The 13,779-nt window shown below is 47.9% G+C and carries 7 protein-coding genes; 4 read left to right on the top strand and 3 right to left on the bottom strand.

What is annotated here, in order from left to right:
- Entirely contained in the window at positions 1-3,135 is a 3,135-nt protein-coding gene (locus BMW79_RS28385) for a glycoside hydrolase family 2 TIM barrel-domain containing protein (RefSeq protein WP_089901302.1), read from the top strand.
- Between the two features lie 74 nt (positions 3,136-3,209).
- Here the strand turns inward: BMW79_RS28385 and BMW79_RS28380 are convergent, their stop codons facing one another.
- The 3 genes from BMW79_RS28380 to BMW79_RS28370 all read right to left on the bottom strand — a co-directional run bounded on the left by BMW79_RS28380 (position 3,210) and on the right by BMW79_RS28370 (position 8,839).
- A complete protein-coding gene (locus tag BMW79_RS28380; protein ID WP_089901300.1) occupies positions 3,210-4,694 on the bottom strand; it encodes a RagB/SusD family nutrient uptake outer membrane protein in 1,485 nt (494 codons plus the stop codon).
- 25 nt (positions 4,695-4,719) lie between these two features.
- The gene (locus BMW79_RS28375; protein ID WP_089901295.1) at positions 4,720-7,875 is read right to left on the bottom strand and encodes a SusC/RagA family TonB-linked outer membrane protein; all 3,156 of its coding nucleotides are present in this window, start codon (positions 7,873-7,875) and stop codon (positions 4,720-4,722) included.
- A gap of 580 nt (positions 7,876-8,455) precedes the next feature.
- The gene (locus tag BMW79_RS28370) at positions 8,456-8,839 is read right to left on the bottom strand and encodes a VOC family protein (RefSeq protein ID WP_089901291.1); all 384 of its coding nucleotides are present in this window, start codon (positions 8,837-8,839) and stop codon (positions 8,456-8,458) included.
- A gap of 90 nt (positions 8,840-8,929) precedes the next feature.
- On the opposite strand from BMW79_RS28370, the gene BMW79_RS28365 reads away from it, so the two are divergent.
- From BMW79_RS28365 to BMW79_RS28355, 3 genes are all read left to right on the top strand, one after another.
- The gene (locus BMW79_RS28365; RefSeq protein ID WP_177192373.1) at positions 8,930-9,469 is read left to right on the top strand and encodes an RNA polymerase sigma factor; all 540 of its coding nucleotides are present in this window, start codon (positions 8,930-8,932) and stop codon (positions 9,467-9,469) included.
- A gap of 139 nt (positions 9,470-9,608) precedes the next feature.
- Positions 9,609-10,583 carry a FecR family protein gene (locus BMW79_RS28360; RefSeq protein WP_089901283.1) on the top strand — a complete coding sequence of 325 codons (975 nt, stop codon included), beginning with the start codon at positions 9,609-9,611 and terminating at the stop codon, positions 10,581-10,583.
- A gap of 115 nt (positions 10,584-10,698) precedes the next feature.
- A complete protein-coding gene (locus tag BMW79_RS28355; protein ID WP_218150471.1) occupies positions 10,699-13,773 on the top strand; it encodes a SusC/RagA family TonB-linked outer membrane protein in 3,075 nt (1,024 codons plus the stop codon).
- Positions 13,774-13,779: the final 6 nt, after the last annotated feature.

Raw genomic sequence — 13,779 nt, 5'->3', positions numbered from 1 at the left:
ATGTTTATAAGATCCAGCATTTTAAGCTTACTTTTTCTGGCGCCGTGTTTCACGGCTGCCGGACAGGTAAAGGAGGTAGCCGCTGTGCCACCCGAAATTGAAGATCCGCGCATCACCGGCATTCATAAAGAAGCGGCGCACGCCACACTGATGCCGTACAACCGCCTGGAGGAAGCACTCCGGGGCGACCGGAAAAATTCTTCCCGCTGCCTGCTCCTGGATGGCACCTGGAAGTTCAACTGGGCGGCCTGGCCGCAAAAAAGACCCGCCGCATTTTATGAGCCGGGCTACGATGTGTCCCGCTGGGATTCGGTGACCGTACCTTCCAACTGGCAGGTACAAGGCTATGGCACACCCTTCTACAGCAATTTTAATTATACTTTCCAGAAAGATTTCCCCCGGGTGATGAGCACCCCGCCACGTAACTTCACCGCATTTACAGAAAGAAACCCCGTTGGCAGCTACCGCCGCGATTTCATGCTGCCGGCCAACTGGAAAGGACAACGCATCTTTCTCAGCTTCGAAGGGGTGGACGCAGGATTTTTCCTCTGGGTCAACGGGAAGAAAATAGGATATAGTGTCAACAGCCGTAACCTCGCCGAATTTGATGTAACAGACGCTGTAGCTCCAGGTAAAAATACGGTTGCCGTGGAAGTGTATCAGTATACTTCCGGCAGCTACCTGGAAGATCAGGACATGTGGCGCCTGAGCGGTATCTTTCGGAGCGTGTACCTGTGGAAAGCGCCACAGCAGCATGTCCGCGACTTCAACATCAAAACCGTGCTAGATAAGGAATACCGCAATGCCACGTTGCTGGTAAATACAAAAATTAAAAACTACGGTAACGTACCTACGCCCGAACGCCCGTTGCTCGTAAAATTATATGATGGTCAGCAACCCGTGGCAGGCGCCGCCGGCACCGCTAAAGTGCCGGTCCTGCAACCCGGGGAAGAACAACATGTTCAGTTGAGCATCCCCGTTACCAACCCGGAAAAATGGACGGCAGAAAATCCGCGTCTGTATACGACTGTCATTACCCTCGGTGAGGAACTCCTCTCGGCTACCACCGGTTTCCGGGAGGTGAAAATTGAAGGCAGGGGATTGCTGGTAAATGGCGTGCCGGTGAAACTGAAAGGCGTAAACAGGCATGAACACTGGCCGGAGGTAGGACACGCGATCAACGAACAACAGATGATCCGCGACATTATCCTCATTAAACAGGCCAACTGTAACCACGTTCGTACCTGCCATTATTCCGACGATCCGCGCTGGTATGAACTCTGTGATAAATATGGTCTTTACGTACTCGCAGAAGCCAACGTAGAATGCCACGGCGCCATGAATGAATTCAATGAAGATCCCTCTATCAAAGATGCGATCATCGACCGGAATGTGGCCAACACAGAGAATTTTAAAAATCACCCTTCCGTGATCATCTGGTCACTCGGTAATGAATGCGGCAATGGCGGCACCAATTTCCGGGCTGCCCTCCAGGCTATCAAACAAATAGACCCGGACCGGCCCGTTCATTACGAAGGATTTGGTATAGGCAAAGATAACCCCGCAGATATCGACAGCCGTATGTACACCAATCCCGTTGAATTGAAACAACATGCCGAAAGTGAAAACTTGCACAAACCGTTTTACCTGTGTGAGTATGCGCACGCTATGTTCAATTCTATGGGGTCTGTGGACCTCTACAACGAGCTGTTTGATAAATATCCATCCCTGCTGGGCGGCTGCATCTGGGAATGGCAGGATCAGGGTCTTTACAACCGCAGGAACAGGTCGCATCCCATCATTGCCTATGGTGGCGGCTTCGGCGAGTATCCCAATGATCAGTACTTTATCCACAAAGGGGTAGTGGCATCGGACAGATCCCTCAAACCGCATTACCCTGAACTGAAACATGCGTACCAGTGGATCAGTATCAACGCCACTGATCTTTCCAACGGGAACATCCGTATCCGTAACCGTTACCAGTTTACCGATCTGCAATCATTCCGGGGCAAATGGACCCTGCTGAAAAATGGTATACCAACAGACAGCGGTAGCCTGCAAACCGGCAGCGTACCGCCGGGCGTCACAAAAGATTATCACCTGCCATTGAAAGCGTTGCAGCCAGGTGGGGAATACCTGTTGAATGTAGCCTTCTTTACTACTAAAAAAACGTTGTGGTCTGACAAGGATTTTGAAATCGCTACCCAGCAGTTGTCCATAACACCGCTGCCGGCAGTACAGCCGGTACGGTTATCGGCAGCACCTGCATGGCAGTTGTCAGACAGCAATACCATCGACATAAAAGGCAATGGGTTTGCACTGTCTTTCGATAGAAAAACAGGCACTTTTTCAACGATCATCAGCAACGGTAAACAATTGCTCCTCCGTAATGGTGGCCCCAGGTTACACCTTTGGCGTGCACCTCACCGGAAAGACGATATGTGGGCAGATGAAGACTGGCAGAAAGCAGGCCTCCGGGATATCAGCTGGGAAACAGACGGAGAACCGGTAGTAAAAGATTCTGCGGGATACGTATGTATTACTGTTCAGCTTACCGGGAAAGGGAAGCAACATTTCGTTGTGAAACATCAGGCCCGCTACCTGGTAGATGCGAAAGGACATATCCGCGCCTTTAACCAGGTGAGTTTCAGCGATTCAGCTATTGTACTGGCAAGGCTGGGTGTAAGATTGCTCCTGACGGATCAGTTGAACCAGTTCCGGTATTATGGCCGTGGCCCCATGGAAAACTACAGCGACCGTAAAAGTGGGTCGGCTGCGGGTATTTATGCCAGTACCGTGCTGCAACAGTTAACGCCCTACGAAAAGCCCATGGAAGCCGGTAACCACGAAGATGTGCGTTGGGCCATACTGGGCGCTGGTAAACAAGAGCAGCTGAAAGTATCCAGGATCACAGACCTGTTACAGGTGTCTGCACTGCCTTACCGGGATGAAGACATGGAACACATTCAATACCGGATAGACTTACCCCCGGTGGATGCGACCGTTTTAACCATCAGTAAATTCACCCTTGGCGTGGGCTCCAATGGTTGTGGTCCGATACCACTACCGCCATATGTGGTACATGCCATTCCTGCTTCGTTCAGTTATGAATTACAGGTAGGTACAATTGATTGATAACAGTGCACAAAGAAAAAAGGGACTGACCAGCTGGTCAGTCCCTTTTACGTTATGAAAGAAGCAATTACTACCTAGTATTTAGGGTTCTGTGACATATTTGGATTACGCTCTACTTCCGACTGTGGCAGCGGGAAAATCACATAGTCGCCGTTCCACGGTTGCGCATCTACGTTTTCGCGGGCAGGAATGGACCGGTGTGTTCTCAGGAAGTCGAATTCACCATGCCCTTCAAAGGCCAGTTCAATTCTGCGTTCTGTGAGAATGTTATCGATCAGTGCAGCTTGTGTGGCAGGAGCGAGCACCTTGGCTTTCGCGCGGGTTCTGATCTGGTTCAGCAGGGTGATTGCATCCGGATCAGCAGTAGCGGTGTTGAGCCGTGCCAGTGCTTCTGCTTTGATCAGGATCACTTCTGCCAGGCGCAGGATTGGCACCCATGCATCCACGGTGCTGTTACCAAAGAATTTCTTGGTATAGAAAGCAGTGGTATCACCGGTGGTTTTATTGATGCTGTAGGTGAACAGCGGTTTGGCACGCAGATCTGTGAAACGATCGAAGTTCGGCAGTTTCAGGTAAGACTGGCTGATAGTGATATCACCACGGCCGGCGCTTCCATAATGCTGACCCAGCGCGTTGTTGGTATTCGGGTTATCACCGGAGCTCATTGCTACGGAGAAGATACGTTCCATAGAACTCTGGTAGTTGCCGGCAGACCATACATCAGCCGGAGTAGCCGCCAGTTCGTAACCACGGGGAGATAAGAGTACGCTGTCTGCATAATCTTTCGCTTTCTGCCAGTTACCCTGGTATAGGTAAATACGGGCGAGCAACGCATGTGCCGCACCTTTGGTGGCACGGGCACGATCGTTGTAATCGTCGCCGGTTTCTACCGGTAAAACGGCTGCCGCTTCTGTCAGGTCCTTGATCATCTGATCATATACTGCTTTTACGCTGGCGCGTGGTATTTTATTCTTCGGGTCAAGTGCTTCTGCACCATCCCTTGCTGCTGTCAGCACCAGGGGAACACCCGGTTGTGCCGCTGCCGCATCAAAGGTATACGTTTGTGCATAAGTGTTTACCAGGAAGAAGTAGGTCAGCGCACGGATAAATTTGGCTTCTGCATAGTAGCCGGCGGCTACGGCAGGTGTTACTACCGATTCATTATCCTTCAGGTTACCGCTGAAATAATTGCTTTCAAAGATAGTCCGGTAACCACCAGACCATGCGTTGAACGCATAGATGTTACTGGAGAGCATATTGAAGGTAGGCACGTTCCCAAAGTAAGAGGCCACGTTCACATCATTGCCCCTGATATCAGAATAGATCAGTACACGTCCACCCAGGAACTCCAGGTTCTGCAAGGCATCATACATACCAATAGCTGATTTCTCAATTCTATCCGGTGTGCTGAATGCTTCCTTCGGCGTCAGCTTGGAGAAAGGCACCTGGTCGTTTACTTTGGAACAGGAAAATACCAGCGTAGAAGCGATGGCTACTGCGCCAACAGCCAGGCGGCTGTTTAGTTTTTTCCGGAAATTTGGTTTATATCTTAATTCCATAATTCAGTTTTTTAATCGCTAACAATTAGAATCCAACATTTAAGCCCAGCATGAATATTCTTGGTAAAGACATACCCCTGTTGTCTGTTCCGTAGTTGATATTGCTATCACGGTTGGTGTTGATTTCAGGATCTGCACCTTTGTATTTGGTGATCATAAAGGCGTTCTGTACCAATCCGTATAAACGCAGGCTGTTTAAACCGATTTTTTCCTTGATACCGGGGAAAGTATAGCCCAGGCTGATTTCACGTGCTCTCAGGAAGTCGCCTTTTTCCAGCCAGCGGGTAGATGCCTGGTTGGTAGGTGCATCTGACAATACGATTTTCGGAACATCGGTGTTTTTGTTTTCAGGAGTCCATCTGTTCTTGATTTCTTCCAGGTTGTTCTGGAAATAGTTGCTCATCAGTGCAGCTCTGGTTGCATTGTATACATAGTTGCCACCACTGTACTGCAGCATAATGCTCAGGTCAATGCCTTTGTAGCTGAAGGTGTTGTTGAAACCACCAAACCAGGTAGGATAACCGGATTTGTCGAGGTATTGTGCATCACTGCCGGTAACAGGGCTCATTTGCTTGCTGCCATCAGGTGAAGTCCATTTTTGTGCGGTAGGTACATTTGGATCTACATTGTACATTACCAGTTCACCCTTTGCATTGTAGTACATCGGGTTACCGTTGTCAGGATTTACGCCGCCCCATTTGATCAGCTTGAACACACCCATGCTCTTACCTACGCTAACACGGTTATTGGTTTTGATGATATCAGAACCGTCTGCGGTAGCAGTCACCCTATTTTTGATATAGGTAAAGTTCAGGCTGGATGTCCAGGTAAAGTCTCTGGTAACAATATTCTGGGTATTGAAAGTCAGTTCCACACCTTTGTTCCACATGCTGCCAATGTTGGTGGTCAGGATAGAACCTACTACACCGGTTGGATCCCATGGAGTACCAACGGTAGCCAGGATAGGAGCATCGAGGATCAGGTGGTCAATGTTACTTTTAAAGTAATCCGCTACAAAACTGATCCTGTTTTTCAGCAGGCTGACATCAATACCGATATCCAGTTTTTTGGATTTTTCCCATTGTAAGTTAGGGTCACCGATCTGTGCTACACCAAATCCGTTTACATCACCATACTGTCCGCCGCCATACAGGGAACGGAACGCATAGGAGCGGATATTGGAGTTACCCACCATACCATAGCTGGCCCTGAATTTTACGTCGTTGATGAAAGAGATATTTTCCTTAAAGAAGCGTTCTTCGGAAATTCTCCAGCCAACAGACACACCGGGGAAATAACCACGGCGGTTATTGGTACCGAAGTCGGAATAGGCATCCGCTCTCAGTGTTGCATCAAAGTAGTATTTAGATCCGTAGTTGTAGCCTACTTTACCAAAGTATGATTCAAAGGAGTTGGCGAATCTGCCACCGCCGGTATAGCTGTTGTCGGAACCTGCAAACAGACCATCATAGATTTCTTTGAAGTAAGAATCTGCCAGGTTGCCCTGTCCGGTATACAGTTGTTTCTGTTCTGTATGTTGTGATTCCTGACCCAGTGTTACATTGATGAAATGTACATTGTTAAAGGATTTGGAATAGTTGATGTAGTTAGACCAGTTCCACAGGTTCTGTCTGAGCAGGTTTTCCTGTACCAGGCCATTGTTACCCAAACCTAAACCAGCCTGTAACGGACCGCTGTACTGGTCTTCAAAGTTCTGCATCATATCCACACCAAAGCGGGAAGTGAATTTCAGATCTTTGATCGGCTCTACTTCTATGTAAGCATTGGATAAAACGCGGGTAGACGTGTTATCATTTCTGCCGAGCAGTAAGTTGGAAAGCGGGTGGAAGAAACGGTTCAGTTTATTGGTGGTAATGTTGTTACCATCTGCGAGGTCACCGTTTCCGGGAGGATTTTTAATATAGAGATTACCTGCTTTATCGTATACGGGTACGTTTGGCATGGCGTTGAAAGCAGAGAAGGTAGAACCTCCCAGGTAACCATCAGATAATACGCCATTGTTCAGCGATTTGGAACTGTAAACAGTCAGACCGGATTTCAGCCATTTCTTCGGTGTTACATCCAGGTTCATACGGATAGCGCCTCTGCGTAAACGGTTGCTTACAATCATACCTTGTTGGTCGGCGTATTCTCCGGAAGCATAGAATTTTGCTTTCTCGGTACCACCGGTTAATCCCAGCTGATGGTTATGAATGATACCGGTTCTGAAAACTTCTTTCAGCCAGTCGGTTCTATCTGGTTTACCATCGCCGTTCACGTCGATGTCTTTTGCCAGGATAGCTGCTGTACCGCCGGTTTTGGTAGCATTTTTTGCCTTTTCATTCTGGATCGTGGTGAAGTCGTCACCATTCAGCAGCTTAGGCAGTTTGGCAGCAGTGCTGGTACCTACGTAACCGTTGTAGTTAACGTTTACGGTACCGGTTTTTCCTCTTTTGGTGGTGATGATAATAACACCGGCAGCAGCCCTGGAACCATATAAGGCACTGGCAGCAGCATCTTTCAGTACATCTATCGACTCAATATCATTTGGATTGATATCTGCCAGCGGGTTGTAACGGGTACCGTTACCGCTGTTGAATACGTTGGCGTTATTGAGCGTATTCATCGGGATACCATCTACAATCACCAGTGGCTGGGTACTGTTGGTAATGGAGTTTACACCACGGATACGGATAGATACCGCATCACCCAATACGCCGGAGTTGGTAGCAATGTTCACACCTGCAGCACGACCGGTTAACGCCTGGTCAAAGCTGGTAGCAGGACGGTCATTGATGAGGGAAGAAGAAACATGGCTTACGGAAGAAGTCACATCTTTTCTTTTTAACTCGCCATAACCGGTTACCAGTACTTCGTTCAGTACTTTGTTGCTACCTGTTAATGAAACATTGATACTACTTCTGTTGCCTACTTTTTCTTCTTTTGTTTCATAGCCTACAAAAGAAAAAAGTAACGCATCGGCGGCACTTACTGTAATGGAAAACTTTCCGTCAGCGCCGGATACAACGCCCGTTTTGGTGCCTTTGATAACTACTGATACGCCAGGCAGTTGTTGTCCATCCTGCGCATCTCTAACGCTACCTGTAATCGTTCGTGTCTGGGCATAGGAATGCACCACACCCATGGCTAGCAACAGCCATAGTAGTAAACCTTTTTTCATACGGTTCAAATTTTGGTTTAGATATATAAGAAAATGTTGCGGACAGGCGGCCTTAAGTCAGATTTTGGTTTATTTATTAATCGGGTTGTGTCAGGTAAAGGCGCCTGCTTAATTCATACTTGTTCAGATTTTGGTTTAAAAAGAAACAGCCACCCATCTTTCCGGACGGATCGACATGCGTATAACTTTGATGATTTTGCAACGTTGTTGAAATCTAAGCCTGGCAAGGCATACAGTACCATCTTGATTTTGTTGTGAATAGACATACCTTCTCCCGGACGGATTAAATCCGGCATACGAACATTGGCTATGTAAAGGTTTAATTACAAAACCCGGACGTAGGTGGCAGTACTATCGTCGTTGTTACTACAGCTTTTAGATTTGTTGAAAAGAATTGTTGTCTCCAATAAGCAAATATTAAATAGCAAAAACCATTAATAAAAAATGTTCAAATTTTGGTTATAGGGTCCGTATTAAGTAACAGTGGTTGATGCTGTTAACAAAAACGGATCAGTCTCATTAGCGCCATAAAAATATATTGTTTTTCGCACAAAAACAATTTTACGTAAAATGTTTATTTTTAAATGTAATTACTTACCTCCAGCAGGTTGCCATCCGGGTCACGGAAATATACTGAACGGATAGGTCCCGTAGCGCCGGTACGCTGCACAATACCGCCTTCCAGCACTGTTATTTTTAAAGCCTGCAGCGTGGATAAAATTTCTGCCACATCTGTATCCGCAATAAAACAAAGATCCGCTGATCCCATTACCGGCGTCAACGCCTTAGGATCTATCTCATGGCCCTTTTCATGCAGATTTATTTTCTGCTGCCCGAAACGCAGGGCTTTTCTGTTGGCCCCGAAAGTAACTACTTCCATGCCCAGCACGGTTTCATAAAAATGACAGGTTGCCGCTACCGATTTTACTGTCAATACCAGGTGGTCCAGCCGGTTGATGATCATATGAGTAAAGTTGATGGTTGTATACAATTAAAACGTCGTTGCTGCAGAATTACTGCATCTCATCCGGAAAAATACTATTTTAGTAGCATCTTGAATATTATATCAGCCATAAAAGCAGGAAACGAAGGTTCGTACGAACAAGCCTATGTTAGCAGCCGCGACAAGGTATTTCATTATTTCCTGAAAAAAACCAGGTCTGAAGAAGATGCCCGCGATCTGCTGCAGACCACCTTCCTGAAACTATGGCAATACCGTCACTCTTTGAATGAAGCGTATTCACTTGATCAGCACCTTTTTAATATTGCCTATACCGTTTTTGTAGACGCCCTCCGGAAAGAACAGAAAGCCCAGCGCATCGGGGATATGTTGAGCAGGGAAGCGGCGGAAACAACACCCGCAGATCATAGAGAGCTGGACGACCGCCTCCATAATCTCCTGGAACAACTACCACCGGAAAGAAAAAAAGCATTTATCCTTCACCGCCTGGAAGGATACTCCTATAAAGAAGTGGCCAGCCAGCTTTCGATCTCTGTAAAAGCCGTGGATAACCACATCTCCCGTGCTTTAAAACACCTGAAGAAATACTTTATTTTCTTTTCCCTGCTGCTCCTGCATAGTCTCCGGTTATAAATTACCCGCTTTGCTGCTGCGCAGCCCTGCTTCCGGTTATAAAGCACCAGTATCGTCCCGTTTCCAAAATATTTCAAAAAAAAGCCGCTGCTCTGAGGATTTTTTCTCCCCGCTGCGTATTACTTTATAACAACACGTCATGAAAAAACGCATCCGCAAATATTTCAACAGCCAGGAACCTATACCGGACAAGCACCGGGAACAGGAACTGTGGAACCAGCTGCCCAATGATGCGGGGCAAACAGATGAGTTCTGGCAGGATACCTGGAACAATATCCGCCGGCAGCGAAACCGGCAAACACGGATCATACGCATGAAACAGCTCGCTGTAGCGGCCACTGTAACCGGCTTGTTACTGGGCGCATACTATTGGTTCGGCGTCACCCACCAGGTATCCCACCCACCGGCAGTGGCGGCAGCTACTTCATTCAAAATCATCCGCAATACCACCAGTGATGCCATGGAAGTGACATTGGACGACAGCTCCCGTGTAACGCTCTTTCCCGCCTCCACACTGCGGTACGAAACCGGCTTTGCACCTGGTAAAAGAGAGGTATTCCTGGAAGGAACTGCCCTGTTCAATGTAGAACAGGCGGAAAATAAGCCCTTTACCGTGTTCAGCAATAACATCGCCACCACCGTGCTGGGCACCACGTTTAAAGTGACCGGAACAAAGGAAACATCCTACACCAGCGTCTATCTCTATAAAGGAAAAGTAGTGGTGAAATCCGCCAACCCGCAACAGGTAAAACTCAGTAAGGATTATTTCCTGCAGCCAGGCGATGTTTTCCACTATGACCACCAACATGGCGTTGCTGCGCTGGATCAGCCCAAACATCCGGTAATCAATACCACCCATATCGCCAACACCACTGTGGCCGGCGTTTCCAACTGGTACATGTTCGAAAACCAGGGATTGGCAGAAGTGCTGGATCAGCTGGCGGCCATCTGGAATGTACCGATTCATTACAACCCGGCCGATCTACAGGGACTTAACTTTATAGGAAAAATAGAACGTACAGACACCCTTGTGAATGTCTTGAACGATATCGCGTTACTGAACAATCTGAGAGTTGTGAACAATGGAAAAAACTACAGCATAAGAAAGAAATAAATACCACCAGCAATCATTGCTGAATACCACCAGCAGCAATTATTGATATGCACACACGTAGCATTCCGGACATGCTATGCCAGCATTTTTATGTCTCATTTTTAAAACATCAACAGTGACAAACAGACTTCATTTATCAACCAGAGTCGGGTACCTGTTAGGTATCCTGCTACTATGCACCGGCGCCGCATTATTTGCACAGGAAAAAACAGGCAGCGTGAAAGGTATCGTCCGAAATGAACAAAACGAGAAAATGCCTTTCGTAAGCGTGGTGGCCCGCAATGCCCTCACCAATCTCAGCTCCGGCGCACAAACAGATTCCAACGGCATATTCATTTTCTCCCGGCTTCCGGTAAACGGTACCTACACGTTTGTGATCAGCAGCGTAGGCTATGAACCACAAACACTTCCCGGCTACTCACTCAAAGCCGGTGAATCTACCTCTGTACTCGTAAAAATGAAAAGTACCACTTCCGCGCTCAACGAAATAGTAGTGGTCGGATACGGTACCCAACGGAAAACAGATCTTACCGGATCTATTGCTACCATCAGTCAGAAAGACCTCGCACAGGGCGTGAATAACAACGCCCTGCAGGCAATCAACGGTAAAGCCGCCGGTGTATATGTAAATCAGTCGAGTTCCGCTCCGGGCGGTGGCGTCAGCATCCGCGTCAGAGGCGCCGGATCTATCAATAGCAGCAACGATGTGCTGGTGGTGGTAGACGGACTCCCCGGCGTGAGCCCTTCTTCTATCAGCCAGGATGATATTGAATCGATCCAGGTATTGAAGGATGCCAGCGCCGCTGCCATCTATGGCTCCCGTGCCGCCAACGGCGTGGTACTCATCACCACGAAAAAAGGCAGCGCCGGAAAAATGAATATCACCTACGATGGTTATGTGGGCCTGCAACAGGTAGCCAAAAAACTCGACGTACTCAGCGCGCCCGAATACATGAAAGTGCTGAATGAATTGTCTGTAGCACAAAACCAGCCGGAAGTATTTACCAAAGCACAGATGGCCGCCATCGGCAATGGTACCGACTGGCAGGACCAGATCTTCAAAACCGCGATGGCACACAATCACCAGTTGTCGATGTCCGGGGGCACAAAGAATAACAAGTATTACGTAGGACTGAATTATTTTAACCAGGATGGCATCCTGAAAAATACCAACTACGAAAAATATAATGCACGGATCAATTACGAAATTGCACCTTCCGATAAATTCAACCTGCAGCTGTCTGTCAATCTCAACAGAACGAAAAACAGTCAGCCATATAATCAGACCGGGCTGAATGAAAATGCCGGCGCCATCAATACCGCCGTCAACTTTGATCCTACGGTGAGCGCCAGTCTTGATGCCAACGGCCGCTACCAGTTTAATCCGTTGATCGCGCTGGAAAATCCATTGGCTATTGTGAATGGGATTACGCAGTCAAAAACCGCCAGTAATAATTACGGTACCGTGATGGCAAATTACACCCCCATCAAAGACCTCACATTTACCGCCCGGCTGGGCGTAGATCTCAGCAACTCCCGGGCAGATTATTACAACAGCCGTATAACGCAGCTGGGACTTTCTGCCGGAGGCATCGGCTCCATCACCAACGAGGAAAGTTCGCACTGGATCATGGAGTACCTCGCTAAATACGATCGTAAATTTGGTGAGCATCAGTTCTCCCTTTTGCTGGGAACCACCACCGAACGTTATGATCTGCGTAATGCGGTGGCTTCTTCGCGCAACTTCCTTTCCGATATCACCAATACCAACCTGCTCGGCAGCGGCGATGGTATCAGCGGCGATAATGTAAGCAGTAGCCGGAGTTCCAATAAACTGAACTCCTACCTCGGCAGGTTGAACTATAATTATAAAGATAAATACCTGCTCACCGCCTCTTTCAGGGCAGATGGTACTTCACGCTTTTCTGATCAGCATAAATACGCCATCTTCCCTTCGCTGGCAGCCGGATGGAATATTCACCGCGAAACATTTATGCAGGCGGCAAAAAGTATTTCTAACCTGAAGCTGCGCATCGGGTATGGACAGATAGGCAACCAGGCCATTGAAAACTTTGCGACCCTGCAAACCTATATCGCCGGCGGCAAAGCCGTGTTTGGCGATAACCTCTACCAGGGCGCCGAACCTGCCCGTCTTCCCAATGAAAATCTTAAATGGGAAACTACAGAGGAATATAATATTGGCATTGATCTCGGCCTGTTCAACGACCGCATCACCGCATCAGTTGAATACTATAAAAAGAACTCCGGTGATCAGCTGTTCAGTAAACCGGTAGCTGCGTTTACCGGTTTCTCCTCACAGGTGGTGAACTTTGGAAATGTACAGAATTCGGGTGTAGATATCCTCCTCAATACCCGCAATATTGTGCATAAGAATTTTACCTGGGAAACAGGTATTACCGCCTCCGTACTCCGTAACAAAGTGACCTCGCTGCCGGACTTTATCCCGCAGGTACTCAATGGTGCCTTTTCTTTTGTGCCCAATTTCGCCCTGGTACAAACCGGACTACCCATCTATTCCTACTATGGCTACGAGGTAACCGGAATTTTTAAAGATGATGCACAGGCCGCCGCCTCCGGGCAGGCGGGTGCCAAAGCCGGTGATCCCATCTTTAAGGATACTGACGGTAATAAAGTGATTGATGCAAAAGACCGCACCGTACTCGGCAGCCCCCTGCCCAAATTTACCTGGGGCTTTACCAATACGGTGGTGTATAAACGATTTTCCCTGAACGCACTGTTGCTGGGTGTACATGGTATCTCTACCCTGGATGCCAATGTGATTGAATCGTTGTACCCGATCAATTTCCAGCGCAATCATATGGCTAAATACTATCTCGACCGCTGGACCAAAGATAACACGGATGCGAAGTATCCCTCGGGGATCAACTCCTCCCGCTATGGCGGTCAGTATTCGGTGAACTCAATGACGGTGCAGGACGTGAGTTTCGTACGACTCAAAACCCTGACCCTCAGTTACCAGATTCCGGTAAACAATGCTGCCATCAGAGGGCTTACGGTATACGGCGCCGCAGATAATTTACTCACGTTCAGCAGCTATGATGGCTATGATCCCGACGCCAACGCTTTAGGTGGAAGTGTGACGAAAGTAAGTCAGAACAGTTATCCGTTATCGAAAGTCTATCGTTTGGGCCTTAAAGTAAATTTTTAAAAAACA

The organism is Chitinophaga arvensicola, assembly GCF_900110835.1.
In the GTDB taxonomy this organism is placed as follows: domain Bacteria; phylum Bacteroidota; class Bacteroidia; order Chitinophagales; family Chitinophagaceae; genus Chitinophaga; species Chitinophaga arvensicola.
This window is presented reverse-complemented; position numbering and strand designations above follow the sequence as displayed.

What these genes read in the sequence shown, in the direction of transcription:
- BMW79_RS28380 (WP_089901300.1), bottom strand. Translation starts at nt 4,694, where the DNA reads ATGGAATTAAGATATAAACCAAATTTCCGGAAAAAACTAAACAGCCGC.
- BMW79_RS28370 (WP_089901291.1), bottom strand. Translation starts at nt 8,839, where the DNA reads ATGATCATCAACCGGCTGGACCACCTGGTATTGACAGTAAAATCGGTA.
- BMW79_RS28360 (WP_089901283.1), top strand. Translation starts at nt 9,609, where the DNA reads ATGAAAAAACGCATCCGCAAATATTTCAACAGCCAGGAACCTATACCG.
- BMW79_RS28375 (WP_089901295.1), bottom strand. Translation starts at nt 7,875, where the DNA reads ATGAAAAAAGGTTTACTACTATGGCTGTTGCTAGCCATGGGTGTGGTG.
- BMW79_RS28385 (WP_089901302.1), top strand. Translation starts at nt 1, where the DNA reads ATGTTTATAAGATCCAGCATTTTAAGCTTACTTTTTCTGGCGCCGTGT.